27 protein-coding genes and 1 other RNA gene are annotated in these 24,903 nt (G+C 68.5%); 24 read left to right on the top strand and 4 right to left on the bottom strand.

Annotation, left to right across the window (positions count from 1 at the left end; translation table 11 throughout):
* Positions 1–48: 48 nt before the first annotated feature.
* On the top strand, positions 49–1,071 hold the full coding sequence (gene dusA / locus Q7J39_RS06220; protein ID WP_304821523.1) for a tRNA dihydrouridine(20/20a) synthase DusA: 1,023 nt from the start codon (positions 49–51) through the stop codon (positions 1,069–1,071).
* Here dusA and Q7J39_RS06215 read toward each other — a convergent pair.
* The 3 genes from Q7J39_RS06215 to Q7J39_RS06205 form a co-directional block, all read right to left on the bottom strand.
* Complete coding sequence (locus Q7J39_RS06215) at positions 1,015–1,536, bottom strand: TIGR02281 family clan AA aspartic protease (protein ID WP_304821521.1); 522 nt, start codon at positions 1,534–1,536, stop codon at positions 1,015–1,017. The genes dusA and Q7J39_RS06215 overlap by 57 nt on opposite strands.
* 103 nt (positions 1,537–1,639) lie before the next feature.
* Entirely contained in the window at positions 1,640–1,861 is a 222-nt protein-coding gene (locus tag Q7J39_RS06210) for a DUF1289 domain-containing protein (RefSeq protein ID WP_304821519.1), read from the bottom strand.
* Positions 1,858–2,286 (bottom strand): PaaI family thioesterase, encoded by a 429-nt coding sequence (locus tag Q7J39_RS06205; protein ID WP_304821517.1) that lies wholly within the window; start codon positions 2,284–2,286, stop codon positions 1,858–1,860. The genes Q7J39_RS06210 and Q7J39_RS06205 overlap by 4 nt, the downstream gene beginning before the upstream one ends.
* Positions 2,287–2,461: 175 nt before the next feature.
* Between Q7J39_RS06205 and Q7J39_RS06200 the strand changes: the two genes are divergently transcribed.
* Complete coding sequence (locus Q7J39_RS06200) at positions 2,462–2,779, top strand: hypothetical protein (RefSeq protein ID WP_304821515.1); 318 nt, start codon at positions 2,462–2,464, stop codon at positions 2,777–2,779.
* A 157-nt stretch (positions 2,780–2,936) separates the two neighbouring features.
* A complete protein-coding gene (locus tag Q7J39_RS06195) occupies positions 2,937–4,448 on the top strand; it encodes a phospholipase D-like domain-containing protein (RefSeq protein ID WP_304821513.1) in 1,512 nt (503 codons plus the stop codon).
* Here the strand turns inward: Q7J39_RS06195 and Q7J39_RS06190 are convergent.
* Complete coding sequence (locus Q7J39_RS06190; protein ID WP_304821511.1) at positions 4,426–5,157, bottom strand: endonuclease/exonuclease/phosphatase family protein; 732 nt, start codon at positions 5,155–5,157, stop codon at positions 4,426–4,428. The two genes, Q7J39_RS06195 and Q7J39_RS06190, sit on opposite strands and share 23 nt — an antisense overlap.
* A 104-nt stretch (positions 5,158–5,261) precedes the next feature.
* Here Q7J39_RS06190 and Q7J39_RS06185 point away from each other — a divergent pair, with 104 nt between their 5' ends.
* The 21 genes from Q7J39_RS06185 (at position 5,262) to murG (ending at position 24,902) form a co-directional block, all read left to right on the top strand.
* Positions 5,262–5,507 (top strand): hypothetical protein, encoded by a 246-nt coding sequence (locus tag Q7J39_RS06185; protein WP_304821509.1) that lies wholly within the window; start codon positions 5,262–5,264, stop codon positions 5,505–5,507.
* Between the two features lie 32 nt (positions 5,508–5,539).
* Positions 5,540–6,553 (top strand): adenosine deaminase, encoded by a 1,014-nt coding sequence (locus tag Q7J39_RS06180; protein ID WP_304821507.1) that lies wholly within the window; start codon positions 5,540–5,542, stop codon positions 6,551–6,553.
* Between the two features lie 119 nt (positions 6,554–6,672).
* Positions 6,673–7,872, top strand: coding sequence for an acyl-CoA dehydrogenase family protein (locus Q7J39_RS06175; protein ID WP_304821505.1), 1,200 nt, complete (start codon positions 6,673–6,675; stop codon positions 7,870–7,872).
* A gap of 69 nt (positions 7,873–7,941) precedes the next feature.
* Complete coding sequence (locus Q7J39_RS06170; RefSeq protein ID WP_304821503.1) at positions 7,942–9,087, top strand: acyl-CoA dehydrogenase family protein; 1,146 nt, start codon at positions 7,942–7,944, stop codon at positions 9,085–9,087.
* 378 nt (positions 9,088–9,465) lie between these two features.
* Entirely contained in the window at positions 9,466–9,594 is a 129-nt protein-coding gene (locus Q7J39_RS06165; RefSeq protein ID WP_304821501.1) for a hypothetical protein, read from the top strand.
* 54 nt (positions 9,595–9,648) lie between these two features.
* Entirely contained in the window at positions 9,649–10,242 is a 594-nt protein-coding gene (locus tag Q7J39_RS06160) for a DUF3052 family protein (RefSeq protein WP_304821499.1), read from the top strand.
* Between the two features lie 38 nt (positions 10,243–10,280).
* Positions 10,281–11,174, top strand: coding sequence for a DMT family transporter (locus Q7J39_RS06155; protein ID WP_304821497.1), 894 nt, complete (start codon positions 10,281–10,283; stop codon positions 11,172–11,174).
* A 10-nt stretch (positions 11,175–11,184) separates the two neighbouring features.
* The gene (locus Q7J39_RS06150) at positions 11,185–11,904 is read left to right on the top strand and encodes an N-acetylmuramoyl-L-alanine amidase (protein ID WP_304821495.1); all 720 of its coding nucleotides are present in this window, start codon (positions 11,185–11,187) and stop codon (positions 11,902–11,904) included.
* Positions 11,904–12,506 (top strand): FMN-binding negative transcriptional regulator, encoded by a 603-nt coding sequence (locus Q7J39_RS06145; protein ID WP_304821493.1) that lies wholly within the window; start codon positions 11,904–11,906, stop codon positions 12,504–12,506. Before Q7J39_RS06150 ends, Q7J39_RS06145 begins: the two co-directional genes overlap by 1 nt.
* The gene (locus Q7J39_RS06140) at positions 12,503–13,048 is read left to right on the top strand and encodes a GNAT family N-acetyltransferase (protein WP_304821491.1); all 546 of its coding nucleotides are present in this window, start codon (positions 12,503–12,505) and stop codon (positions 13,046–13,048) included. The genes Q7J39_RS06145 and Q7J39_RS06140 overlap by 4 nt, the downstream gene beginning before the upstream one ends.
* Before the next feature lie 34 nt (positions 13,049–13,082).
* Positions 13,083–13,462, top strand: an RNA gene (gene rnpB, locus Q7J39_RS06135) — RNase P RNA component class A.
* Positions 13,463–13,784: 322 nt separating this feature from the next.
* Positions 13,785–14,252 (top strand): division/cell wall cluster transcriptional repressor MraZ, encoded by a 468-nt coding sequence (locus Q7J39_RS06130; RefSeq protein WP_304821489.1) that lies wholly within the window; start codon positions 13,785–13,787, stop codon positions 14,250–14,252.
* Positions 14,249–15,178: a 16S rRNA (cytosine(1402)-N(4))-methyltransferase RsmH gene (gene rsmH, locus Q7J39_RS06125; RefSeq protein WP_304821487.1), complete on the top strand. Its 930-nt coding sequence runs from the start codon at positions 14,249–14,251 to the stop codon at positions 15,176–15,178. Before Q7J39_RS06130 ends, rsmH begins: the two co-directional genes overlap by 4 nt.
* Positions 15,175–15,498 (top strand): cell division protein, encoded by a 324-nt coding sequence (locus Q7J39_RS06120; protein WP_304821485.1) that lies wholly within the window; start codon positions 15,175–15,177, stop codon positions 15,496–15,498. Before rsmH ends, Q7J39_RS06120 begins: the two co-directional genes overlap by 4 nt.
* Positions 15,495–17,237: a penicillin-binding protein 2 gene (locus tag Q7J39_RS06115; RefSeq protein ID WP_304821483.1), complete on the top strand. Its 1,743-nt coding sequence runs from the start codon at positions 15,495–15,497 to the stop codon at positions 17,235–17,237. The genes Q7J39_RS06120 and Q7J39_RS06115 overlap by 4 nt, the downstream gene beginning before the upstream one ends.
* A complete protein-coding gene (locus tag Q7J39_RS06110; protein WP_304821481.1) occupies positions 17,237–18,691 on the top strand; it encodes a UDP-N-acetylmuramoyl-L-alanyl-D-glutamate--2,6-diaminopimelate ligase in 1,455 nt (484 codons plus the stop codon). The genes Q7J39_RS06115 and Q7J39_RS06110 overlap by 1 nt, the downstream gene beginning before the upstream one ends.
* Positions 18,688–20,076: a UDP-N-acetylmuramoyl-tripeptide--D-alanyl-D-alanine ligase gene (murF, locus tag Q7J39_RS06105; protein ID WP_304821479.1), complete on the top strand. Its 1,389-nt coding sequence runs from the start codon at positions 18,688–18,690 to the stop codon at positions 20,074–20,076. The genes Q7J39_RS06110 and murF overlap by 4 nt, the downstream gene beginning before the upstream one ends.
* Positions 20,076–21,185 carry a phospho-N-acetylmuramoyl-pentapeptide-transferase gene (gene mraY / locus Q7J39_RS06100; protein WP_304821477.1) on the top strand — a complete coding sequence of 370 codons (1,110 nt, stop codon included), beginning with the start codon at positions 20,076–20,078 and terminating at the stop codon, positions 21,183–21,185. Before murF ends, mraY begins: the two co-directional genes overlap by 1 nt.
* Before the next feature lie 19 nt (positions 21,186–21,204).
* Entirely contained in the window at positions 21,205–22,620 is a 1,416-nt protein-coding gene (murD, locus tag Q7J39_RS06095; RefSeq protein ID WP_304821475.1) for a UDP-N-acetylmuramoyl-L-alanine--D-glutamate ligase, read from the top strand.
* Positions 22,617–23,795, top strand: a complete 1,179-nt coding sequence (gene ftsW, locus Q7J39_RS06090) for a putative lipid II flippase FtsW (RefSeq protein WP_304821473.1) — start codon at positions 22,617–22,619, stop codon at positions 23,793–23,795. The genes murD and ftsW overlap by 4 nt, the downstream gene beginning before the upstream one ends.
* Positions 23,796–23,804: 9 nt before the next feature.
* A complete protein-coding gene (gene murG, locus Q7J39_RS06085; protein ID WP_304821471.1) occupies positions 23,805–24,902 on the top strand; it encodes an undecaprenyldiphospho-muramoylpentapeptide beta-N-acetylglucosaminyltransferase in 1,098 nt (365 codons plus the stop codon).
* Position 24,903: the final 1 nt, after the last annotated feature.

Raw genomic sequence — 24,903 nt, 5'->3', positions numbered from 1 at the left:
CCGGAGCCGCCCCTGCGCGGCCTCCCGCCCTTCGCCGCCTGAGACCCAATGCCCGCGCCGTATTCCTCCCACCGACTGTCCGTCGCCCCCATGATGGACTGGACGGACCGGCATTGCCGGGCGTTCCACCGGGTGCTGACCCGCGAAAGCCTGCTCTATACCGAGATGGTGACGACGGGGGCTGTGCTCCACGGCGACCGCGAGCGGCTGCTGGGGTTTGACGAGGTCGAACATCCCGTCGCCCTGCAACTGGGCGGGTCGGAGCCCGCGGACCTGGCGGCGGCGGCCAGGATCGGCGCGGATCTTGGCTATGACGAGATCAACCTCAATGTCGGCTGTCCCTCCGACCGCGTGCAGAGCGGCCGGTTCGGCGCCTGTCTGATGCGCGAGCCGGCCCTGGTGGCCGAGGGCATGGCGGCCATCGGCGCGGCGGTGTCGATCCCCGCCACCGTGAAGTGCCGCATCGGGGTGGACGACCAGGACCCGGAGGAGAGCCTGTTCACCCTGGTGGACCTCTGCGCCCAGGCCGGGGTCACCACCTTCATCGTCCATGCCCGCAAGGCCTGGCTGAAGGGCCTGTCGCCCAAGGAAAACCGCGACGTGCCGCCGCTGGACTATCCCCTGGTCCACCGGCTGAAGCGCGAGCGGCCGGGGCTGTCCATCGAGATCAATGGCGGCATCGGTTCGTTGGACGCGGCCGAGGACCAGTTGGCCCACACCGATGGCGTGATGCTGGGCCGCGCGGCCTATCACACCCCGGGCATCCTGGGTCAGGCCGACCGGCGCATCTTCGGCGCGGCGGCTGACGTCGATCCCTTCGAGGCGGTGGAGCTCTACAAGCCCTACATCGCCCGCCAGCTGGAGCGCGGCGCGCACCTGGCCGGGATCACCCGCCACATGCTGGGGCTATTCCACGGCGCGCCGGGCGCGCGGACCTGGCGGCGGATCCTGACGGTGGAAAGCGTGAAGCCGGGCGCAGACCTGAGCGTGGTCGACCGGGCCTTGGCCGCGGTGTCAGGGCTGAAGGATCAGCGCGGTGCGGGTGGCCTGGAAGCTGGAGAGGCGGCCTAGATAGGTCATGCCCAGCAGGGAGGCGTCGAGCCCCTTGTCGAGCACCAGCGCATCGACATCGGCCAGCTTGGCGCCGGCCACCGAGACCGAGGCCAGCTTGACGGCGGCGGCCTTGGCCTCGCCATTGGCCGTCATCACCTTGTAGGCATAGTTCAACTTGGCAGGGTCGAAGCCCAGGCGCTGGGCGTCGGCGGCGGTGAGCGCCACGGCGCTGGCCCCGGTGTCCACCAGGAAGCGGACGCTGGACCCGTTGACGGTGCCCTGCGCCCAATAGTGGCCGTCGCTGGCCTTGGCGATGGAGGCCGCGCCACCCTCGGGGGCGGCGGGTTGTTGTTCCGGAACGAAGTGGGCCACGGCCGCGCGCAGGCCGTCCGACCGCGTGCTCGGATCCAGGCTGACCACGGCCTGGGCCGCGCCCACCGCCGATACGGCTCCGATCAGGGCCATGGCGGCCAACTTGATCATACTCGACACCCTCGCCACCCCGGCGCTGCCCGACCGTTCTCGGCCTTGTTGAACGGGCAGGTTACGGCGGCGGGTGTTTGCAACCGGTGAACGCGGGGCTGTTTTAGGAGAACATCGCCAGCTTTTCGGGGCTGATGCGCGACCGGCGGGTGGGCAGCTCGGTCATGATCCGGGCGCGGTCCTCATCCGACAGCTTCTGCCAGGCGGCGACCTCGGTCAGCTCCCGGTAGCAGCCCATGCAGAGGCCGGTTTCACCATCGATGACGCAGACCTTGATGCAGGGGGTCTTGATCGGGGCGGGGGGGCGAAGCGGCAGGTCACTCATGAGGGGATAGCGTAGGTCACGGTGGCCTGGGCCGCCAGCCTGTCCGGGCTCTCGGTCCAAAGTTTGACGTCGCAGACGGCGATGCGGCGGCCAAGGCGCAAGAAGCTCGCCTCGGCATGCAGGTCCCCGGGGACGGCGCCGCGCAGGAAATTCATCACCAGCGAACTGGTCACCGCCATCAGCTGGTCGCCGATATGGGCCAGGATCAGAGCGTAGGCCGCGGTGTCGGCCAGGCTCATCAGGTTGGGACCGGAGATCACCCCGCCGGGGCGCAGCATGCCGCCGCCATAGACGCGCACGATATGGGCGCGGCCGGGGGCGAGCGCCGTCACCTGCGGCAGGGCCTCGGCGGGCGCATCGGGAAAGGCGCGCGCCATCAGGGCGTTCACACCGGCGACATCGAGCTGGAGGTCGGGCTGGGCCATATCGATGTTCTGCCGAACCGAACGCAACATTACAAGATGTTTATATTTTGAAAGTAACGAGGTTCGATGATTAAGGATCGGTAAGGTTCGAATACTTAATGTTGCTGCGAATTCATTTGAAGCATCAGAGGCGTACGGGCAGGTTCAGCCCATCGTTGTTCGAGGGAAAAACACCATGCGTATCGCCGCTTTCACGCTCGCCGCCGCCGCCACCCTGATGGCCGCCGGCTCCGCCCTGGCCGCCGCCCAGGTCACCGATGTGGACTTCATCAAGGCCAGCCGCTGCCGCGGCATCGCCACCTCGGCGGCCGCCGACACCGCCGACCTGGACGCCTGGCTGAAGAGCGCCAGCAAGACCCGCTCCATGGCGGTCATGGACAAGGCCTCCGTCGCCGAGGACGCCGGCCGCCGCGAAGCCAAGACCACCAATGCCGAGCGCAAGGCCCGCCTGGCCACCGAACTCAGCGGATCCTGCCAAGCCTTCAAGGGCTAGTCTCTCGAACCGCCCTTGATGGAGCGCGTCGGCCCCCCAGAGTCGGCGCGCTCTTTTCTTTGATCTCCCCGGGTTCCGGACTTGCGCGGACTCGACGGGAACCCGACCTAGGCGCAGGCTTTCTTGCAAGCGTGTCCACAGGGGTTTCAGTTGGTCGATGAGCGTATTGAAACCCGGTGACACAGCTTGGCGCGTCGGCCGGGCCAACCGCGCCGCCTTCCTGATCGACACCGAGGCCTACTACACCGCCGTCTTTGAGGCGCTGCGCAAGGCCAAGCGTTCGGTGCTGCTGCTGGGCTGGGCCTTCGACCCCCGCACCCGCCTGTTCCCGGACGGCCAGGAAACCCCTGATGACGCCGACGAGGCCGGCCGTATCCTGGTGGAACTGTCGCGCGCCCGCCCCGAGCTGGATATTCGCCTGCTGATCTGGAAGTCGGCCCTGCCGATCGCGGCGAGCCAGGAGTTCTTCCCCCACAAGGCGCGCAAGTGGTTCGAGAAGACCGGCGTCAAATTCCGCCTGGACGACGCCGTGCCCATGGGCGCCTGCCATCATCAGAAACTGCTGGTGGTCGATGACAAGCTGGCCATCTGCGCCAGCGGCGACATCTGCGTCGACCGCTGGGACACCCCGGGACACCGGGACCACGAACCTCGCCGGATCATGCCCGACCAGGAGTGCCATGCGCCTCGCCACGAAGTGATGCTGATGGTGGATGGTCCGGTGGCCAAGGACCTAGGCGACCTGGCCCGCGAGCGGTGGCATCGGGCCACCCAGGAAGTCGTGCCGCCGCCCCCGGAGATGGACACCGATCCCTGGCCCGCCCATGTCCCCGCCCACCTGCTGGACATGGAGGTCGGCATCGCCCGGACCATGCCCGCCTGGCGTCAGGAGCCGCAGGTGGAGGAGATACGGCGTCTGACCCACGCGTCGATCCACGCCGCCAGGGACGTCATCTATCTTGAGAACCAGTACTTCACCTCACCGCTGATCGCCGAGGCCCTTGCCGCCCGCCTGGCCGAGCCGAACGGGCCTGAGGTCGTGCTGATCTCCACAGGCGCCAGTCCCAGCTGGTTTGATCAACTCACCATGGACCGGGCGCGGTCCAACATGCTGTGGCGCCTGCGCGCCTCCGACGTGTTCGGGCGGTTCCGCGCCTATTTTCCGATCACGCCGGCCGGCACGAAGATCATCGTGCATTCCAAGAGCACCATCATCGACGACACCCTCGCCCGGGTCGGCTCGGCCAATCTGAACAACCGCTCCGGGGGTTTTGACACCGAACTGGAGCTGGCGATTGAGGCCACCACCGAGCGGTCGCGGCTGAACATCAAGGCCTTCCGAGACCGGTCCATCGGGCACTTCCTCGGCTATACGGGCGACGCGGTGGCCAAGGCGCAGCAGGAGCGTGGCAGCCTGATCGCCGGGATCGACGCCCTAAACCGCGAGGGACGGCTGTCACCGATCCTGCCCATGAAGATGACCGCCTTCGGGGAATTCGTCGCCGCCTACCACCTGGGCGACCCAGTGAATGTCAGCGACTCATGGCGGCCCGGCCGCCGCCGCGACCGGCTCTACGCCGAGGCCAGAGCCTTGGGTCAGGGACGGCTGTTGCGGGGAGGCGACGAGAGCGACGAGGCTGTCGCGCTCACGAAATCTCGAAATCCATGACCAGCGGCAGGTGATCCGACGCCGCGCGGGTGAGCGGGTTGAAGGGCGCAGAAAGGTCCGTCACCTGGATTTCCGGGCTGACAAAAAGATGGTCGATCCGCACCACCGGCAGGGCCGACGGGAAGGTCGAGGTCGGCTTCTTGTTCGGCGCCAGCCGGCGCGCGCCCTGCAGCCGGCCGATCAGGGTCCGATAGACCACCGAGGTCGGGCTGGCGTTGAAGTCCCCCAGCAGGATCGTCGGGCCCACGCATTTCGGATGGTCCAGCCAGGCGGGGCCGGCCAGGCAGGCGGCCTGCAGCTGCTGTTCCCTGGGCACCAGGCCCAGGTGCGTGTTGATGATCTGCACCCGCTTGCCGTCGATCTCCACGCAGATCCACAGGGCGCCCCGCGGCTCCAGTTGCGGGATGCGGCCATAGCCGGGGAGGGGCCCGACCTGGACGAGGTGCTCAGGGTAGGTGGTGAGGATGGCGTCGCCGTAGAGCTCCTCCTCGACCTGCATGGCGGCGTGGAAGTGGACCGCCATCTTCAGGCGCTGGGCGATCTCATGGGCCTGGTCGACCATGCCGGTGCGCATCCGCCCGACGTCCAGTTCCTGCAGCGCGACGATGTCGGGCTGGAGGCTGGCGATGACATCGGCGATGCGGCCCACGTCCAGGCGGCGGTCCGTGCCGACGCAACGGTGTACATTGTAGGTGATGATACGCGGCATAGGGTCCGTCTGATGCGCGTCTCGGCGCTGGGACGCAAGATCGGGAACGGCTGGTGTCCGGCGAAGGTTCGCTTCATGTGGGGCGAAATCAGGAGAGCCCGAGGATGATCTGGATCGCCGCGGCCGCGGCCGCGACAAGCGTGATGGCCGGCCAGGGGCTGGCGACAGTCCAGTGCCGGGTGGCGGCGGGGCAGAGCCTGCGCGACTGCGTGGTGCTGTCGGAGACGCCGAAGGGGGCCAATGTGGGCGCCTTCGCCCTGCAACTCGCCAAGGGCTTCCATCCGCAGAAGGGCGACCGGCGGATCAAGGACGGCAAGATCGTCATCCAGATGAAGTTCAAGCTGCCTTGACGGACGGCCCCGGCCGCCAGGAGATAGCGACCATGCAATCGACCGCCGACTTCATCCGTGGCCTGCCCAAGGCCGAACTCCACCTGCACATCGAGGGCAGCCTCGAGCCTGAGCAGATGTTCGAGTTCGCGCGCCGCAACCGCATCGACCTGCCGTTCAAGAGCGTGGAGGAGGTCCGCTCCGCCTACGCCTTCTCCAACCTGCAGGACTTCCTGGACATCTACTACCGGGGCGCGGGCGTGCTGCAGACGCAGGAGGATTTCCGCGACCTGGCCCTGGCCTATTTCCGGCGCGCCGCCGCCGACGGGACGGTGCATGCCGAGATCTTCTTCGATCCTCAGACCCACACCGAGCGGGGCATCCCCTTCGCCGTCGCCGCCGACGGCCTGCTGGCCGGCATGGCCCAGGCCGAGCGGGAACTGGGCGTCACCTCCAAGTTGATCCTCAGCTACCTGCGGCACCTGTCGGAGGAGGATGCCTTCAAGACGCTCAAGGACGCCGAGCCTTACCTGGACCGCATCGTGGGAGTGGGGCTGGATTCCTCGGAGCTTGGCCATCCGCCCAGCAAGTTCGCCAAGGTGTTCAAGGCCTCTCGCGAGCGTGGCCTGAAGCTCTCGGCCCATGCGGGTGAAGAGGGGCCGCCGGAATATGTCTGGGAGGCGCTGGACGGTCTGGCCGTCGACCGCATCGACCACGGCAATCGTTCGCTCGAGGATCCGGCCCTGGTGAAGCGCCTGGTGGCCGATGGCATGACCCTGACGGTCTGCCCGCTGTCGAACCTGAAGCTCTGCGTGGTGGACGATCTCGCCAACCACCCGCTGAAGCGCATGCTGGACCTGGGCCTGAAGGCGACCATCAACTCCGACGACCCGGCCTATTTCGGCGGCTATATCGGCGAGAACTGGACGGCGACCACCCAGGCTCTGGGCCTGTCCCGCGATGAGCTGGCGACCCTTGCCCGCAACAGCTTCACGGGCTCGTTCCTTGCGCCCGACGAGATCGCGTCCAGGGTGGCGCAGGTGGACGCGTATCTGGCCAAGGCCTGACATTTTCCCGGGGTTTTTGTTGACGCTGACGTCAACGTCATCTTCCCAAGGCGAAGGCGTTTGCCTATGGTCCGGCCGCACGCAATACGCTGTAAGCGGAAGCGCCAGGGAGCCTTGTGATGAACCTCGATTTCTCGCCCGAAGATAACGCCTTCCGTGAAGAGGCCCGCGCCTTCCTCGCGGACAAATATCCCAAGGCCCTGCGCGACAAGCAGGAGCGCGGCGAAACCCTGGGCAAGGAGGACTATCTCTCCTGGCACCGCATCCTGGCGGAGAAGGGCTGGTCTGCGCCGTCGTGGCCTAAAGAGTGGGGCGGGACCGACTGGACCCCCACCCAGAAGTACATCTGGTCCGAGGAGCAGGCCCGCGCCGACACCCTGGGCATCCTGCCCTTCGGCGTCGCGATGCTGGCGCCGGTGATCTACACCTTCGGGACCGAGGAGCAGAAAGCCAAGTTCCTGCCCGACATCCGCGACGGCAAGATCTGGTGGTGCCAGGGCTATTCCGAGCCCGGCGCCGGCTCCGACCTCGCCTCGCTCAAGACCCGCGCTGAGCGCGTCACCGAGGACGGCCAGGACTATTACATCGTCAACGGCCAGAAGACGTGGACGACGCTCGGCCAGCACGCCGACTGGGGCTTCTTCCTGGTCCGCACCGACCCCGACTCCAAGCCGCAGGCCGGCATCAGCTTCCTGCTGATCGACATGAAGACGCCGGGCGTCACCGTGCGGCCGATCATCACCCTGGAGGGCGGCCACGAGGTCAACGACGTCTTCCTGGACAACGTGAAGGTGCCGGTGGAGAACCGGGTCTTCCACGAGAACCAGGGCTGGACCTGCGCCAAGGCGCTGCTGGCCCATGAGCGCTCCGGCATCGCCGGGGTGGCGCGCTCCAAGCGCGGCCTGGAGCGGGTCCGCGAGATGGCCTCCACCGAGCTGTCAGACGCCGGCGGTTCGCTGCTGGCCGACGCCTTCTTCCGGCGCAAGGTGGCCGAGCTGGAGATCGACCTGAGGGCGCTGGAGTTCACCGAACTGCGCACCCTGGCCGGCGAAAGCAGCGGCAAGGGTCCGGGGACCGAGAGCTCGATCCTGAAGATCAAGGGCACCGAGATCCAACAGCGCCTGCAGGAGCTGGCCCTGGAGGCCGCGGGCCACTACGGCGCGCCGTTCCTTGGGGAGGGCGGCCACAACTCCGGCGTCGGCCCCCTGCATTCCATCGACACGGCCGGCGACTATTTCAACGGCCGCAAGACCTCGATCTACGGCGGCTCCAACGAGATCCAGCGCAATATCATCGCCAAGATGGTGCTGGGGCTCTAGCCACCGACGTTAGAACACTGACCGGCCGCCAGGGAGGACACCGGCGGCCCACGACCCTTGGGGACGAACATGGATTTCAGCTTCACCGAAGAACAGTCGATGCTGCGCGACACGGTCGCCAGCTATCTGGCCGACAACTACAGCTTCGATCAGCGCCGTGCGGCGCTGAAGGCCGAGCCCGGCTGGCGGCCCCAGGTCTGGAAGGCCTTCGCCGACGAACTCGGCATCCTGGGCGCGGCCTTCTCGGAAGAGCAGGGCGGCCTGGGCGGCGGCTCCACCGACAACATGGTGATCATGGAAGAACTGGGTAAGGCCTTGGTGGTCGAGCCTTACCTGCCCACCGTGGTGATCGGCGGCGGCTTCCTCAAGCACGGCAAGCCGGCCGGCGCTGACGAGCTGATCGGAAAGATCATCGCCGGTGAGGCCATCATCGCCTTTGCCTATGCCGAACCCCAGGGCCGCTACACCGTCACCGACCTGAAGACCACGGCCAAGAAGGACGGCGGCGGCTACGTGCTCAACGGCCACAAGGCCGTCGTCATCGGCGCGCCCTACGCCACCCACCTGATCGTCACGGCGCGGACCGGCGGCGGCCAGCGCGAGGCGCAAGGCGTCTCGGTGTTCATCGTGCCCAAGGGCGCCAAGGGCGTGACCACGCGGGACTATCCCACCGTCGACGGCTTCCGCGCCTCGGAGGTCTATTTCGAGAATGTCGCCGTGGGCGCCGAGGCCATGATCGGCCCCGAGGGCCAGGCCCTCCCGCTGGTGGAGAAGGTGATGGACGAGGCCTTGGCCGCGACCTGCGCCGAGGCTTGCGGCGTGCTGCGCCAGCTGCACGAGGGCACGGTGGAATACGCCCGCCAGCGCAAGCAGTTCGGCCAGCCGATCTCCAGCTTCCAGGTGCTGCAGCACCGGATGGTGGACATGTTCATCCAGCTCGAACAGTCGATCTCCATGACTTACATGGCCGACATCAAGCTGGCCGACAGCGATGTCGAGCGGGCCAAGGGCGTCTCGGCGGCCAAGGTGCAGATCGGCAAGGCCTGCAAGTTCGTCGGCCAGAACGCCATCCAGATCCACGGCGGCATGGGCATGACCGACGAGATGGCCATCGGCCACTACTTCAAGCGCGCCACCATGATCGAGGCGGCCTTCGGCTCGACCGATCATCACCTGGCCCGCTACGAGACCCTGTCCCTGGGCAAGGCCGCCTAGGACTCAAGCCTTCCTCCTCCCTTTCCAAGGGAGGAGGAGCGGCTCGCGTCGGGGCGTGAATATGCGCCGTATACAGATCATTAATGGCGGGGGCCTTCGAGCCCGATCAAGGGCCGAACCGGTCCTCCGAACGGTGTGTCTTGCGCGCGACGCCTCGCCGCGGTCCGCCGCGTCTGTGAGAATTGCAATCAAATAAAATCAATGACTTAAGAGATAATCCGTGGGCTGATTTAATCCGTAGACGGATGTTTTTCTTGCTTTTCCGGCCTGGCCGTCGGACCCTGAGCCTCCGACGCGCTGACGACTAGGAGGGGGCAAGCCCCTGGAAGCCGCTTCGCGTCTCTTTCTGGCTCGACCAGCTGGTCAAGGAGACGCCAAATGACCGTGACGAAGATGGACCACGCCCTGCTGTCCTTCGCTTTCCTGGGCAATCTCTCGGCGCCTGCCCGGCGCAATCAGGGCAAGCCGCCGCCCGTGCCGCGCGACGGCAAGTCGCCCAAGCGGTAGGCTTGCGCCACCCCGTCCGCATCGCCAATCTGGCCGCGGACGGGGAGGGACGCCATGGGCAAGGACGCGGAGGTCCGCGCGACATTCACGGACGGCGAGGACGCCGGACGTCTGCAGTACGAAGCGCCGAAGCTGCTGTTTCGCGGAACCGAGCGGCGGGTGTTCGAGGGCGAGGCGCTGAAGGGCGTCCGCGCCGAGGCCGGCGATCTGGTCCTGGCCGACGGCTCGCGGTTCGCGCTCGGCGACAAGGCGGCCGCCAACTGGGCCGACGCGATCCTCAACCCTAGGAGCCGGCTCGACAAGCTGGGGGTGAAGCCCGGCATGCGGGTGGCGGTGCTGAACGTCGCCGACGACGCTCTGGGCGGCGAACTGGCCGCGCGCGATGCGGCGCCCGTCGACGACCTCGCCGATCTTGACCTGCTGTTCTACGCCGCCGACAGCCTGGCGCAGTTGGACCGCCTCCCCGAACTGATCCCGGCGCTTGGCGACAAGGGCGCACTGTGGATCGTCTCGCGCAAGGGCAAGGCGGCGGGCCTGAAGGACGTCGAGGTCATGGCCGCCGCGCGCGGCCAGGGGCTGGTGGACAGCAAGGTGGTCGGCTTCTCCGACACCCTCACGGCGCTACGGTTCACACGCCGCAGGGGGTGACGGTTCCCACCGTCGCAAAAGCGCTCTAAGCCCGCCCTATGTCGCTCCGGGACTTTCTCCTCCTCGCCTTCGTCTGCGTCGTCTGGGCGGCCAACAATATCGTATCGAAGTTCGTCGTGGCCCATCTGGGCGTGCCGCCGATGTTCTATGCCGCCGTGCGTTTCGCCGTGGTGCTGATCGCGGTCTTCCCCTGGCTGCTGCCGATGCCGCGTCCGCGCTGGCGGATGCTGGTGGTGGGCATCCTGATGGGGGCGGGCACCTTCGCCCTGGTGTTCATCGGCTTGCAGACCGCCAGCCCCTCGGCCGTGGCCATCGTCAGCCAGGTCGGCGTGCCGATCACCACCCTGCTGTCCTTCCTGATCCTGCGCGAGCGGCTCACCGGCCGCCGCGTCGTCGGCATGCTGCTGACCCTGACCGGCGTGCTGGCGGTGATGTGGGATCCGCACGGGTTCACGATCTCCACCGGCCTGCTGTTCATCGTCGCGGCCTCTTTCCTGGGCGGCCTTGGCGCGGTGATGATGAAGCAGATGGAGGGGGTGAAGCCCCTGCGCCTGCAGGCCTGGGTGGGGCTGTCCTCCCTGGTGCCGATGGCGGCCCTGACGGCGGCCCTGGAGCCGGGCCAGGTGCAGGCGGGCATCGAGGCCGGCTGGCCCTTCGTGGCCGCGGCCCTGTTCTCAGGGCTCGTGGTCTCGGTTCTGGCTCACACCCTCTATTACAGCCTGATCCAGAAGTATGAGGCGAACCTGATCTCGCCCCTGACCCTGATGACGCCCCTGGCCACCATCGCCATGGGGGTGGTCTTCACCAACGATGTCTTCGACCTGCGCATGGCCTTCGGCACCGCGGTGGCCCTGGCCGGGGTCCTGGTGATCGCCCTGAGGCCCAGCCAGGCGATGGCTTTGCTGGTGGCCTTGCGCAACCGGTCGCAATAACCTTCACCGCATGACCCCGATCCCCGCGCCCTCGCCCAATTTCGACGTCCGCAAGACCCCGCCGGACATGATCGTCCTGCACTATACCGGCATGCAGACCGGCGAGGCGGCCCTGGCGCGCCTGCGCGACCCCGCGGCCAAGGTCTCTTCCCACTATGTCGTCGAGGAGGACGGGCGGGTCTTCACCCTGGTGGCCGAGGAGCGGCGGGCCTGGCACGCCGGCGTCTCATCCTGGAAGGGCGAGCGCGACATCAACGGCCGCTCGGTGGGCATCGAGATCGTCAATCCGGGCCATGAGTTCGGCTACCGGCCCTTCCCGGAGGCGCAGATCGCCGCGGTGATCGAACTGGTGGCGGAGATCCGCACCCGCTGGACGATCGAGGACGGCGCCATCGTCGGCCACTCCGACGTCGCGCCGGACCGCAAGCAGGACCCGGGCGAGCTGTTCCCCTGGAAGCGGCTGGCGCAGGCCGGCCACGGCCTGTGGGTCGAGGTTCCCGCCGCGCCGGGCCAGCCGATCGGCGAAGGCGAGGAGGGGGCCGCCGTCTTCGCCCTGCAGGCCGGGTTCACACGGCTGGGCTTCGACTGTGCGCCCTCGGGGACCTTCGACGCCCACACCACCGCCGTGGTCACCGCCTTCCAGCGGCACTGGCGGCAGGAGAAGATCGACGGGATCGCCGACGGCGAGACCCGCGCGCGGCTGATCGCCCTGCTGCGGCTGGGCGCCTGATGCATCCCTCCGGGCTCTTCAAGATCGAAGACGAAACGGTGCTGCTGGAACATCTGGCGGCGTTCCCCTTCTCGACCATCGCGGCCTCGGTCGGTGGCCGGGCGATGGTGGCCCACACACCGGTGATCGCGCGGCGGATCGACGGCGCCCTGGTGCTCGACTTCCACCTGTCGCGGGGCAACGCCCTGACGCCGGCGGTGGCTGAGGGCTTCCATGCGGTGGCGGTCAGCCTGGCGGCCGACGCCTATGTCAGCCCCGACTGGTACGACGACAGGGACAGCGTGCCGAGCTGGAACTACGTCTCGGTGGAGGTGGCAGGCCCGGTTGCGGCGTTGGACGAGGCAGGCCTGATTGCCGTGGTGGACGACCTCTCGGCCATGGAAGAGGCGCGTCTGCTGCCCAAGCTGCCCTGGACACGGCACAAGATGAGCCAGGGCAAGTTCGACAGGCTGCTGCGCGGCATTGTTGGGGCGCGGATGGTGGTCGAGCGGTTCGAAGGGACTCACAAGCTGTCGCAGAACAAGACGCCGGCCGACCGGGTGGGCGTCATGGCGGCGCTGGCCGATCACCCGATCGGGCGGCGGATGCGGGACCTGGGATGAGCCTGGATCTCGCCACCTGTGTCCTCGAGGTGGGCGAATACCGGCTGGCGCCCTTGAATAGAGACGACGCCGACGGGCTTTTTGAGTTGTTTCGTGACCCTTTGGTGGCGGAATACATGGACATAGCTGCGCTTGAGAGCGTCGCCGAAGCCCATGACATCATCGATTGGGGGACCGAACTGGCGGCGGGCGACGGCGGCGTGCGCTGGACTATCCGACGGGCCGGCGCGCCCGATCTGATCGGTACGGTGGGCTTCAACAACCTGATCTTCGACCGCGCCCGTCGCGGGGAGGTGGCCTACGACCTGCGCCGCGCTGAGTGGGGGCGCGGGGTGATGAGCCAGATCCTGCCCCATGTCCTCTTCTTCGGCTTCAACGACCTCGCCCTGCGGCGCATCGAGGCGATGGTGACGATGGGCAATGCGCGCTCCTGTTCCCTGCTGGAGCGGCATGGCTTTTCCCTGGAGGGCACGCTGCGCGATCACGCCCACTGGAAGGGGCGCTACTGGGACCAGCTCATCTATGGCCGACTGGCCGATTGACGAGGCGGACGTCGCGGCCCATCAAGCCCGCGGACCAGATGGCTGGGCGGTCGCGCCTGTTTCGGCAGGCGAGGAAAGTCCGGGCTCCACGACGACATGGCGGTGGGTAACGCCCACCGGGGGTGACCCTAGGGATAGCGCCACAGAGAGCAGACCTCCGGCGCTTCGGCGCCGGGAAGGGTGAAAGGGTGCGGTAAGAGCGCACCGCGGACCCAGCAATGGGGACGGCATGGCAAGCCCCGCCAGGAGCAAGACCGAATAGGGGTGTCGCGCCGGTTCGCCGGTAGGGCTGTCGTAGGCCCGAGACACCCGGGTAGGTCGCGAGAACCGTCCAGCGATGGGCGGTCCAGAGGAATGATCGCCAATGCCCGTTCGCGGGCGGCACAGAACCCGGCTTACAGGCCATCTGGTCCATCGTTCCTCTCAAGGCGACCCGTAGAGCAAGGGCGATAGCGCAGCCGTTGCGCGTGACTCTAGTTATCCACAACCTATGCGACGTTCCGCCGCTATATTTAACAAGTTCTCTGTATGTTCTGTGGAGTGTTTGCCGGCGTTAACCATAACTGTCGGCGACATCTTTGAATCTACGTCAAATAGTCATTTAGAGGCATTGTCGCCCAGTTTAGCCCGTGTTAACCCAGTTCTTGTCTGCTGAAGGCTGCGCCCGTGCGATTTGCGGTGCTGCCAGGTGGAGCGAGGGGTCCGAGCGGGGACCGGTTAACTGGGGCGCGGCGGGATGTTCGTCTCGACGTTCGAGAAGCAGCTGGACGCAAAGCGGCGCATCGTTGTGCCGCAGGAATTCCGCGCTCTCGCCTCTGGCCCCTTCGACGGAATCATCTGCTTTCCCTCCATTGAAGCCGACTGCATCGAGGGTGGCGGAAAGACGCTGCTGGACCGTTATCTCGGCGTCATCGACGAAATGGATTTCGGCGACCCTCTGCGCTCGGCCCTGGAAACTTCGATCCTGGGCGGCATGGCCAAGATGAGCTTCGACACCGCCGGCCGCGTGACCCTTCCCGAGGGGCTCTGCGATATGTTCGGCCTTTCCGACTGGGTCGTGGTCGTGGGCCTCGGCGACCGGTTCCAGATCTGGGAGCGCGAGGCGTTCCAGGCCCACCGCGCCGCCCAGCGCGAGATCGCCCGCGACGGCCTGGCGCAACTGCGCGCCGCCCAACGCACCGCTCGCGCCGGGGTCGGCGCATGAGCGCGCCCCACGTCCCGGTCCTGATGGCCGAGGTGCTCGAGGCCCTGCAGCCCGGTCCCGGCCAGAAGATCGTCGATGGCACCTTCGGAGCCGGCGGCTATTCGCGAGCCCTGCTGGCCACCGGGGCGGAGGTCATCGCCTTCGACCGCGACCCCACCGCGCGCCGGTTCGCCGAGGGGATGGGTGACCGGTTCCAACTGATCGAGGCGTGCTTCTCGGAGATGGATGAGCGGTTGGGGGAGGGCTCCGTCGATGGGGTCGCCCTGGACCTTGGGGTCTCCTCCATGCAGCTCGACGAGGCCGACCGCGGCTTCTCCTTTATGCGCGATGGTCCGCTGGACATGCGGATGGGCGCGAACGGGCCGACCGCCGCCGAGCTGATCAACACCGCCGAGCCTGCCGAGTTGTCGCGCATCTTCTGGGTCTATGGCGAAGAGAAGAAGGCCCGCCGCATCGCCGGCGCCATCGCGCGCCGCCGCGAGGAGCAGCCCTTCGAGCGGACCCTGGAGTTCGCCGACTTCGTCGAGCGCGTTCTGGGCGGCCGCCGCGGCGCCAAGGTCCATCCCGCCACCCGCACCTTCCAGGGCCTGCGCATCGCCGTGAACGACGAGCTTGCCGAACTTGAGGCCGGCCTCGCCTCCGCCGAGCGGGTGCTGAAGCCTGGCGGCCGCCTGGCGGTGGTGACCTTCCACTCGCTGGAGGACCGGATCGTGAAGTCGTTCTTCACGCCCCGCGCCGGCCAGATGCCCGCCGGCTCGCGTCACCTGCCGCCGGCCCAGGCGGGCGCGCCGCCGAGTTTTGACCTGATCTTCAAGGGCGCCCACCCGCCGTCCGACGCTGAGACCGCCGCCAATCCGCGCGCCCGCTCGGCCAAGCTCCGCGCCGCGATCCGCACCGAGGCGCCGGTCTGGAGGGAGGCCGCATGAGCCTGCTCGATCGCCGAGTCCGAGGCTTCCGCCTCGTCGATGTCGTGGCCCTGGCGCTGCTGATCGCGCTGGTCATGTCGGTCTATCTCGCCAAGACCATCGCCGGCCGCGAGCGGACGGAGATCGCCCTGGTGGAGCGCCAGATCGCCGCCGAGCATGACCGCATCCGTCTGCTGAAGGCCGAGGTCAGTCACCTCGAACAGCCCAACCGCATCGAGAAGCTCTCCACCGGCTATCTGGGGCTGGCGCCCATCGCCGCGACGCGCGAGGTCACCCCCGAGGCCCTGGCGCAGATCGCCCGCCGGGAGCCGAAGTCTTGAGCCTGGTCCACCCGAACTTCCAGGCGCCCGGCTGGGGCTGGCTGAAGGCGCGGCTCTGGGGCCTGGAGCACGCCTTCGAGCGCGCCAGGGCGGCCGGCAAGGCGGAGGACGACACCCGGATCCGCATCTTCTTCGTGGCCGCCCTGTTCGCCGCCGGGTTTGTGACCCTGGGGGTCGGCGCCACGCGCATGGCCCTGTTCTCCTCCGTGGGGCACGGGAACGGCCTGACCGCCCCCATGGGCGCCGCCCGCGCCGACCTCACCGACCGCAACGGCGCCATGCTGGCCGCCGATCTTCTGCACTATGGCCTCTATATCGATCCCCGTGAGATCTGGGACGCCAGCGAGACCCGCGCGGCTCTGCGCCAGGCGATGCCTGGCCTGTCGACCGCCCGCCTCGAACGCGCCCTGCGGGGCGAACGCCGCAGCTTCCTGGTGGGGGGGCTGACCCCGGAGGTTCGCCGCCGTATCCATGAGCTGGGCCTGCCAGGCGTCACCTTCGAGCCGGAGCAGCATCGCCTCTATCCGCTGGGCACGACCGCCGCCCACCTGATCGGCTTCGCCGACACCGGCGGCGAGGGCCTGTCGGGCGCCGAGCGGGCGCTGAACGACACCATCCGCCAGGGCGCAGCCGGCCATCAGGCGACGGCCCTGTCCATCGACATGCGCGTCCAGGCCGCCCTTGAGGACGAACTCTACAAGACCGCCGTGGCCCACCAGGCCAGGGACGCGGTGGGCATCATCACCAATGTCCATACCGGAGAGATCCTGGGCATCGCCTCCTATCCGACCTTCGACCCCAACCTGGCCGGCAAGGCCACGCCCGAGCAGCTGATCAACCACGCGGCGGCTTCAGTCTACGAGATGGGCTCGACCTTCAAGGTGTTCACCGTCGCTATGGGCCTGGATTCGGGCACGGCGACGCTCGCCTCCACCTTCGACGCCCGCCAGCCGGTGAAGATTGGCGGCCAGACGATCCACGACTACCACGCCGAGAACAAGATCATGTCGGTGGCCGACATCTTCATCCACTCGTCCAACATCGGCACCACCAAGCTCGCCCTGCAGGCCGGCGCGCCCACCGTGCGGAAGTACTTCGACGCCTTTGGCCTGACCCGCGCCACGCCGGTGGAGCTGGCGGAAAGCGCCCGGCCCATCGTGCCGCGGAACTGGAACGAGAACGACGTCGCCTCCACCTCCTTTGGCCACGCCATCTCGGTCTCGCCCCTGGCGGTCGCCGCCGGGATGGGGGCTATCCTCAACGGCGGCTCCTATGTGCCCCTGACCATCAAGCCGATGAAGCCCGGCGCCCGTCCCGAGGGGACCCGCGCGGTGTCCGAGGAGACGTCGCGGGCCATGCTCGATCTGATGCGAGTCAATGTGGTGCGCGGCACCGGCGGCAAGGCCAATGCGCCGGGCCTGCGGGTCGGCGGCAAGACGGGCTCGGCCAACAAGATCGTCGGCGGCCGCTACTCCAACAACATCCTGGTCTCGTCCTTCGCCGCAGTCTTCCCTGCGGATGGCCCGCTGGAGGCCGACCGCTATTTCGTGCTGATCCTGATGGACGAGCCCAAGGGCACGCCCGAGACCTACGGCTTCGCCACCGGCGGCTGGACCGCCGCCCCGCCCGCCGGCCGGGTGATCGACCGCGTCGCGCCGTTCCTGGGCGTCGCCCGGCGCCCCGACCTGGCGCCCGCAACCCCGGCCAACGCCGTCGTGCCCATTGAGAGCGAACACTGATGGGCGTGCGGCTTTCACAACTGGTGGCTCGAGACCTCGCGGTCGATCCGATGATCGAGGGCGTGACGGCTGACAGCCGCAGGGTGAAGCCGGGCTTCCTGTTCGCCGCCCTGCCGGGCACCAAGGCCGATGGCCTGGCCTTCGTGGAGAGCGCGGCCGCCGCTGGCGCCGCCGCGGTGATCGCCACCCGTGAGGCGCCGGGCGTCGGCGTGCCCTTCGTGGTCACCCCCGATCCGCGGCGCGCCTATGCCCTGGCCGCCGCCGCCTTCTGGAAGGACCAGCCCGCCACCGTGGTCGCCGTCACCGGCACCAACGGCAAGACCTCTGTCGCCGGCTTCTGCCGCCAGATCTTCAACGCCGGCGGGCATCGTGCCGCCAGCATGGGCACGCTGGGGGTCTACGCCACGGGCCCCGGCGGGTTCGAGACGCAACTGACGCCGCCCGGCCTGACCACGCCGGACGCCGCTGACGTCGCCGAATTGATGAGCCAACTGGTGGCGCAGGGCGTGACCCACCTGGCGCTGGAGGCGTCGTCGCATGGCGTCGATCAGCGGCGCCTGGATGGGGCGCGGATCTTGGCCGCCGGCTTCCTGAACCTGACCCAGGACCACCTCGACTATCACGTCACGATGGAGGCCTATCGCGACGCCAAGCTGCGGCTGTTCACCGACCTGCTGCCGCGGGGCGGAACCGCCGTGCTCAACGCCGACTCCGACGCCTATGACGCCTTCGCCGCCGCCGCGGTCACCAACGGCCAGAGCGTGATGTCGGTGGGCGAGGCGGGACAGGGCCTGACCCTGGTCGCCCGCACCCCGACCCTCGAGGGCCAGCACCTGACCATTCGAGCCCAGGGCCAGACCTATGAGGTGAACCTGCCCCTGCTGGGCGGCTATCAGGCCTCCAACGCCCTGGTGGCGGCAGGCCTGTGCATCGCGGCCGGAGAGCCGGTGGCGGTCGTCATGAAGGCCCTGGAGACCCTTGAGGGCGCGCCGGCCCGGCTGCAACTGATCGGGAGCGGGCCCCGGGGCGGCGTCGCCTATGTCGACTACGCCCATACACCCGATGGCCTGGAGACGGTGCTGAAGGCCCTTCGGCCTCACGTCGAGGGCAAGCTGATCGTGGTGTTCGGAGCCGGCGGCGACCGCGACCGCACCAAGCGTCCGCTGATGGGCGCCATCGCGGCCAGCCTCGCCGACGTCGCCATCGTCACCGATGACAATCCCCGCAGCGAAGACCCGGCCGCCATCCGCGCCGAGGTGATGGCCGGGACCACGGGCATGCAGGACATCGGCGACCGCCGCGCGGCCATCCGCGCGGGCGTGTCCCTCCTCGAGGCCGGCGATGTCCTGGTTGTGGCGGGCAAGGGCCATGAGCAGGGCCAGATCGTCGCGGGAATCGTGCATCCCTTCGACGACGTGATCGAGATCGACCAGGCCCTGCGAGGCAAGCCATGAGCCTCTGGACCGCCGACGAGATCGCTCGGGCGACCGGCGGCCAGGTGGTCGGCGACTTTGCCGCGCTTGGCGTTTCCATCGACACCCGCTCCATCGAGACCGGCGACCTGTTCGTGGCCCTGGCCGGCGTGCGGGACGGCCATGAATTCGTGGCCCCCGCCCTGGCCAAGGGCGCGACGGGGTCCCTGGTCAGCCAGGCGGTGGACGGTCCCCACGTCCTGGTGGAAGACACCTTCAAGGCCTTGGAAAGGCTGGGAGAAGCGGCCCGGATTCGCGCGCCTCAAGTCCGCCGGGGCGCGGTCACCGGCTCGGTCGGCAAGACCAGCGTCACGCAAGCCGTGCGCGCCGGGCTGACGCTGTCGGGCCGGGCCCACTCTTCGGTGAAGAGCTACAACAACCACATTGGCGTGCCGCTGACCCTGGCGCGCATGCCCCGCGACACCGAGCGCGCGGTGTTCGAGATCGGCATGAACCACCCGGCCGAGATCACCCCGCTCAGCCGCTTCGTGCGGCCCCACGCGGTGGCCATCACCACGGTGGGCGCGGTCCACGTGGAGAACTTCCCGGACGGCGAGATCGGGGTGGCCCGCGCCAAGGCCGAGATCTTCGACGGTATCGAGCCGGGCGGCGTCGCCATCCTCAATGCCGACAACGCCTGGTTCGACCTGCTGAGCGACGCGGCCACGAAGGCCGGCGCCAAGGTGCTGAGCTTCGGGGCCGGCGAGGCGTGCGACGCCCGCCTGATCGACTTCCAGCCCCAGGCCGACCATGCTGTGGTCCAGGCCCGGCTGCACGGCAAGGCGCTGGACTTTCCGATCCTGCAGAAGGGCTTCCACTGGGGGCCCAACAGCATGGCCGTGCTGCTGATGCTGGAGGCCCTGGAGGTCTCGCTCGGCGACAGCCTGGCGGCCCTGGGCGCCTTCGAGCCGCTGGAAGGGCGCGGCGCGGAGAAGACCATCCAACTGCCGGCCGGGGCCTTCACCCTGATCGACGAGAGCTACAACGCCAATCCGATCTCCATGGCCGCGGCCTTCAAGAGCCTGGGGGCGCGCAAGGCCTCGGGGCGGCGGATCGTCGCGCTGACCGACATGCTGGAGCTGGGCGAGGGCGGGGCCGGATACCATGCCGGGCTGGCGCAACCGCTGGCTGAGGCCGGCATCGACCTGGTGTTCTGCGCCGGACCTTTGATGAAATCCCTCTGGGACGCCCTTCCGTCGACTCGGCGCGGCGGGTACGCCGAGTCTGCGGCGCAGCTCGTGCCGCTGGTCACCCGGGCCGCAGAGCCTGGGGATCTGGTGATGGTCAAGGGTTCCAACGGCTCGAAGGCGGGCGCGGTGACTGCCGCGCTGGTCGCCCTTGATGCGCGTTCAGGGAAGGCGGGCTGATGCTCTACTGGCTCTACGAGCAGATGTCGGCCAGCGGGCACATACCTGCGCTCAACCTCCTGAAATATCTGACCTTCCGCACCGGCATGGCGCTGTTCACGGCGCAGCTGGTGGTGGCCCTGATGGGCTCGCGCTTCATCCGCTGGATGCAGGCCAAGCAGGGCAAGGGCCAACCGATCCGCGCCGACGGCATCGCCCGTCACGTGGTGGAGAAGGCCGGGACCCCGACCATGGGCGGGGTGATGATCCTGGCCGGCCTGCTGGTGGGCACCCTGCTGTGGTCGGACCTCTCCAACGTCTATGTCTGGGCGGTGATCCTGGTCACCGTCGGCTACGGCGTCCTGGGCTTCACCGACGACTACGCCAAGGTCACCAAGCAGACCACCGACGGGATCTCCGGTCGGGTTCGTCTGGTGCTGGAGACGCTGATCGCGCTCGCCGCCGTCGCCCTGATCGTCGTCTATGGCGGCCGGCCGCCCGAGTCGCCGGAACTGGCCACCTCGGTGGCCTTCCCGATCTTCAAGGGCCTGCTGCTGGACATGGGCTGGTTCTACCTGGCCTTCGGCGCCTTCATCATCGTCGGCGCGGCCAACGCCGTGAACTTCACCGATGGCCTGGACGGCCTGGCCACCGTGCCGGTGATGATCGCCGCGGCCGCCTTCGGCCTGATCACCTACCTCGTGGGCAACTACGTCTTCGCGAAATACCTGCAGCTGCACTTCGTGCCGGGCGTGGGCGAGGTGGGCGTGTTCTGCGGGGCGATGATCGGCGCCGGGCTCGGCTTCCTCTGGTACAACGCCCCCCCGGCCAAGATCTTCATGGGCGACACCGGGTCCCTGGCGCTCGGTGGCGCCATCGGCACCGTGGCCGTGGCCACCAAGCATGAGATCGTGCTGGGCATCATCGGTGGTCTCTTCGTGCTGGAGACCCTGTCGGTGATGATCCAGGTCGTCTCCTTCAAGCTGACGGGCAAGCGGGTGTTCCGCATGGCCCCGATCCATCACCATTTCGAAAAGCTGGGCTGGTCGGAATCCACCGTGGTGATCCGCTTCTGGATCATCGCGGTGATGCTGGCCATCTTCGGCCTCGCCACCCTGAAGCTGCGGTAGGGGAGGGCTTGAGCCAGTCATGATCCCGGTCCGCGGCTTCGAAGGCAAGACGGTCGCCGTGTTCGGCCTGGCCCGCACGGGTCTGGCCGCCGCGCGCGCCCTGCTGGCCGGCGGCGCCCGGGTGGCCCTATGGGACGAGCGTCCCGAGGGCCGCGCCGCCGCCCAGGCGCAGGGCCTGCCGCTGGTGGACCTGACCACCGCCGACTGGAGCGAGTTCGCGGCCCTGATGCTGTCGCCCGGCGTGCCGCTGACCCATCCCGAACCGCACTGGACCGTCACCAAGGCCAAGGAACACGGCGTCGAGATCGTTGGCGACATGGAGCTGTTCGCCCGCACCGTGAACGCCGCGCCCGAGCACAAGCGCCCGAAGATCGTCGCCATCACCGGCACCAACGGCAAGTCCACCACCACCGCCCTGATCGGCCACATCTGCGCCTCGGCGGGCCGCGACACGCGTGTTGGAGGGAACATCGGCGTGGGAGTCCTGGACCTCGAGGACATGCACGGCGGGGCCGTCTACGTTCTGGAGATGAGCTCCTACCAGCTCGACCTGACCACCAGCCTGAAGCCCGATGTCGCCATCCTGCTGAACGTCTCCCCCGACCATCTGGAGCGTCACGGCGGCATGGAGGGCTATGTCGCCGCCAAGCGCCGCATCCTGCTGAACCAGGGCAAGGGCGACACTGCCGTCATCGGCGTGGACGATCCCTGGGGGCAGCGCATCTGCACCGAGATCACCGCCGCCAACCGCCGCACCATCGTGCCGATCTCGGCGTCCAAGGCCATGGGCCGCGGGGTCTACGTCCTGCAGGGCCTGCTCTACGACGCCACCGGCGAGCGCGCGGTGGAAGTCGCCGACCTGCTACGGGCCCGCTCCCTGCCGGGCCGGCACAACTGGCAGAACGCGGCGGCCGCCTATTCCGCCGCCCGCGGCCTGGGGATCACCGCTGAGGAGGCCGCCGAGGGGCTGATGAGCTTCCCGGGCCTGGCGCACCGGATGGAGACCGTGGGCCAGGTCGGACGCGTGCGCTTCGTCAACGACAGCAAGGCCACCAACACCGACGCCGCCCGCCAGGCGATGTCGAGCTATCCGAAATTCTACTGGATCGCCGGCGGCCAGCCGAAGACCGGCGGCATCGACGCCCTGGTCGACCTGTTCCCCAAGATCGAGAAGGCCTACCTGATCGGCGAGGCCACCGAGGCCTTTGAGGAGACCCTGAAGGGCAAGGCCCAGACGGTCGCCTGCGGGACCATGGAAACCGCCGTGGCCAAGGCCTATGCCGACGCCGCCGCCAAGGGGCAGGACGCCGTGGTGCTGCTGTCGCCGGCCTGCGCCTCCTTCGACCAGTTCGCCGACTTCGAGGCCCGGGGCGAGGCGTTCCGCGCCGCCGTCCAGGGACTGACCGCGCCCGCGGCCAAGGGAGCCCGCGCATGATCGCGCCCTCGCAGCAGGCCCACGCCTTCGCCCGCAGCGACCGCACGCCGGTGGGGGTCTGGTGGTGGACCATCGACCGCTGGATGCTGGGCGCCGTCGGCGTGCTGATCATCCTGGGCGTGCTGATGTCCTTCGCCGCCAGCCCCTCGGCCGCCGCGCGGATGAACATCGGCGACCCCTTCCACTTCGCGGTGCGTCAGTGCGTGTTTGCCGCGGCGGGCGCCGTGATCCTGATCTCTACCTCGATGCTGGACACCAAGGGCGTCCGGCGGGCGGCCTTCTTCATCTACATCGCCGCGATCCTGGTGATGATGATCCTGCCGTTCATCGGTCACAGCGCCAAGGGCGCGACCCGCTGGGTGGAGTTCGCGGGGTTCACCCTGCAGCCCTCGGAATTCATGAAGCCGGCCCTGATCATCCTGGTCTCCTGGATGTTCGCCGAGGGCCAGAAGGGTGAGGGCGTGCCCGGCGTCACCATCGCCTTTGGCCTCTACCTGCTGTCGGTGGGCCTGCTGCTGGTCCAGCCCGATGTGGGCCAGACGGTGCTGATCACCGTGGCCTTCGGGGCCGCCTTCTGGATGGCCGGCGTGCCGCTGTCCTGGGTGATGCTGCTGGGCGGGACGGCGCTGGCGGGCCTGTCGTCGACCTACTTCCTGTTCCCCCACGTGGCCAGCCGCGTGGACCGCTTCCTAAGCCCCGACCGGGCCGACACCCACCAGGTGGACCGGGCGGCCGAGGCGATCGCGGCGGGCAGCCTGTTCGGGCGCGGCCCGGGTGAGGGCGTCATGAAGCGCCACGTGCCCGACCTGCATACCGACTTCATCTATTCGGTGGCGGCCGAGGAGTACGGCCTGATCTTCTCGCTGATGCTCATCGCCCTGTTCGGCTTCATCGTGATCCGCGGGCTCTACAAGGCCATGAAGCTCACCGACCCCTTCCAGCAGGTGGCGGCCGCGGGCCTCTTCGTGCTGGTGGGCGAACAGGTGTTCATCAATGTGGCGGTGAACCTCAACCTGATCCCCACCAAGGGCATGACCCTGCCGTTCATCTCCTATGGCGGCTCCTCGATGCTGGCAATCTGCCTGACGCTTGGACTTGCGTTGGCGCTGACGAGGCGACGGCCGGGCGCCTATTCCCAGGGCGAGGGCCTCGCCAAGTCCGCGGCCTTCGCCTAAAGCGCATCCATGCGCAAGATCGCCGTCGTCGCCGCCGGAGGCACCGGGGGACACCTCTTCCCCGCCCAGGCCCTTTCAGAGGCCCTGATCGCCCGCGGCTGGCGCATCGTGCTGGCCAGCGACGAGCGGGTGGCCGCCTTCGCCGAGAGCTTCCCGGCCGAGGAGCGCATCGGGCTGTCGGCCCGCACCTACAAGCCCCGCGACCCCGTCGGCATGGCCCTGGCCGGCCTTTCCATCCTGCGCGGCGTCATGCAGGCCCGCGCCGCCTTCCGGCGCATCCGGCCCGACGTGGTGGTGGGCTTTGGCGGCTATCCCTCGGTGCCGGGCCTGCTGGCCGGGATCACGCTCAACCTGCCGACGGTGATGCACGAGCAGAACTCGGTGATGGGCCGCGCCAACCGCCGGCTGGTGGGCCATGTGAAGGCGGTGGCCTGCGCCTTCCCGATGCTGCAGAAGGCCCCGCCCAGGATCGCCCAGAGCGCCGTCGTGGTGGGAAATCCGGTCCGCCCGGAGATCCGCGCCCTCTTTGATCTGCCCTACACGCCGCCGGAGCCGGACGGCCCGATCCGCCTGTTGATCACCGGCGGCAGTCAGGGCGCGCGGCTGCTCTCGGAGCTGATGCCCGAGGCCATCCTCAAGCTGCCCGAGGCCCTGCGCGTGCGCCTGAAGGTGCAGCAGCAGACCCGCGCCGAGAACATGGACCAGGCCCGCCGCGTCTATGCCGACGCCATGGTGGAGGCCGAGATCGCCCCCTTCTTCCGCGACATGGCCGGCCGGCTGAAGGACGCCCACCTGGTGATCGGACGGGCCGGGGCGGGCACGGTCTGCGAGTTCGCCATCGCCGGCAAACCCGCCATCCTGGTGCCGCTGGCCATCGCGCTGGACGACGACCAGGGCCAGAACGCCCAGGTGATGGTCGACGCCCACGGCGCCCAGATGGCCCGCGAGCACCAGCTCACCGTCGACTCCATGGCCAACGCCCTGGAAAAGCTGCTGACCAATCCCGAGCGCCTGGCCCGCATGGCCGCCGGCGCCCGCTCCATCGCCAAGCCCGACGCCGCCGAGCGTCTGGCCGACCTGGTCGAGAAGACCGCAGCCGGGAAGTGAA

It is taken from the genome of Phenylobacterium sp. (assembly GCF_030651185.1).
Taxonomy (GTDB): domain Bacteria; phylum Pseudomonadota; class Alphaproteobacteria; order Caulobacterales; family Caulobacteraceae; genus Phenylobacterium.
This window is presented reverse-complemented; position numbering and strand designations above follow the sequence as displayed.

Excerpts from the sequence above, each read along its gene's own strand:
- murG (WP_304821471.1), top strand. The coding sequence starts at position 23,805 with ATGCGCAAGATCGCCGTCGTCGCCGCCGGAGGCACCGGGGGACACCTC.
- Q7J39_RS06175 (WP_304821505.1), top strand. The coding sequence starts at position 6,673 with ATGAACCTCGATTTCTCGCCCGAAGATAACGCCTTCCGTGAAGAGGCC.
- Q7J39_RS06205 (WP_304821517.1), bottom strand. The coding sequence starts at position 2,286 with ATGGCCCAGCCCGACCTCCAGCTCGATGTCGCCGGTGTGAACGCCCTG.
- mraY (WP_304821477.1), top strand. The coding sequence starts at position 20,076 with ATGCTCTACTGGCTCTACGAGCAGATGTCGGCCAGCGGGCACATACCT.
- Q7J39_RS06210 (WP_304821519.1), bottom strand. The coding sequence starts at position 1,861 with ATGAGTGACCTGCCGCTTCGCCCCCCCGCCCCGATCAAGACCCCCTGC.
- Q7J39_RS06190 (WP_304821511.1), bottom strand. The coding sequence starts at position 5,157 with ATGCCGCGTATCATCACCTACAATGTACACCGTTGCGTCGGCACGGAC.
- Q7J39_RS06185 (WP_304821509.1), top strand. The coding sequence starts at position 5,262 with ATGATCTGGATCGCCGCGGCCGCGGCCGCGACAAGCGTGATGGCCGGC.
- Q7J39_RS06130 (WP_304821489.1), top strand. The coding sequence starts at position 13,785 with ATGTTCGTCTCGACGTTCGAGAAGCAGCTGGACGCAAAGCGGCGCATC.
- Q7J39_RS06200 (WP_304821515.1), top strand. The coding sequence starts at position 2,462 with ATGCGTATCGCCGCTTTCACGCTCGCCGCCGCCGCCACCCTGATGGCC.
- Q7J39_RS06215 (WP_304821521.1), bottom strand. The coding sequence starts at position 1,536 with ATGATCAAGTTGGCCGCCATGGCCCTGATCGGAGCCGTATCGGCGGTG.
- ftsW (WP_304821473.1), top strand. The coding sequence starts at position 22,617 with ATGATCGCGCCCTCGCAGCAGGCCCACGCCTTCGCCCGCAGCGACCGC.
- Q7J39_RS06165 (WP_304821501.1), top strand. The coding sequence starts at position 9,466 with ATGACCGTGACGAAGATGGACCACGCCCTGCTGTCCTTCGCTTTCCTG.
- rsmH (WP_304821487.1), top strand. The coding sequence starts at position 14,249 with ATGAGCGCGCCCCACGTCCCGGTCCTGATGGCCGAGGTGCTCGAGGCC.
- murF (WP_304821479.1), top strand. The coding sequence starts at position 18,688 with ATGAGCCTCTGGACCGCCGACGAGATCGCTCGGGCGACCGGCGGCCAG.
- Q7J39_RS06170 (WP_304821503.1), top strand. The coding sequence starts at position 7,942 with ATGGATTTCAGCTTCACCGAAGAACAGTCGATGCTGCGCGACACGGTC.
- Q7J39_RS06140 (WP_304821491.1), top strand. The coding sequence starts at position 12,503 with ATGAGCCTGGATCTCGCCACCTGTGTCCTCGAGGTGGGCGAATACCGG.
- Q7J39_RS06150 (WP_304821495.1), top strand. The coding sequence starts at position 11,185 with ATGACCCCGATCCCCGCGCCCTCGCCCAATTTCGACGTCCGCAAGACC.
- Q7J39_RS06110 (WP_304821481.1), top strand. The coding sequence starts at position 17,237 with ATGGGCGTGCGGCTTTCACAACTGGTGGCTCGAGACCTCGCGGTCGAT.
- dusA (WP_304821523.1), top strand. The coding sequence starts at position 49 with ATGCCCGCGCCGTATTCCTCCCACCGACTGTCCGTCGCCCCCATGATG.
- Q7J39_RS06145 (WP_304821493.1), top strand. The coding sequence starts at position 11,904 with ATGCATCCCTCCGGGCTCTTCAAGATCGAAGACGAAACGGTGCTGCTG.
- murD (WP_304821475.1), top strand. The coding sequence starts at position 21,205 with ATGATCCCGGTCCGCGGCTTCGAAGGCAAGACGGTCGCCGTGTTCGGC.
- Q7J39_RS06120 (WP_304821485.1), top strand. The coding sequence starts at position 15,175 with ATGAGCCTGCTCGATCGCCGAGTCCGAGGCTTCCGCCTCGTCGATGTC.
- Q7J39_RS06160 (WP_304821499.1), top strand. The coding sequence starts at position 9,649 with ATGGGCAAGGACGCGGAGGTCCGCGCGACATTCACGGACGGCGAGGAC.
- Q7J39_RS06155 (WP_304821497.1), top strand. The coding sequence starts at position 10,281 with ATGTCGCTCCGGGACTTTCTCCTCCTCGCCTTCGTCTGCGTCGTCTGG.
- Q7J39_RS06195 (WP_304821513.1), top strand. The coding sequence starts at position 2,937 with ATGAGCGTATTGAAACCCGGTGACACAGCTTGGCGCGTCGGCCGGGCC.
- Q7J39_RS06180 (WP_304821507.1), top strand. The coding sequence starts at position 5,540 with ATGCAATCGACCGCCGACTTCATCCGTGGCCTGCCCAAGGCCGAACTC.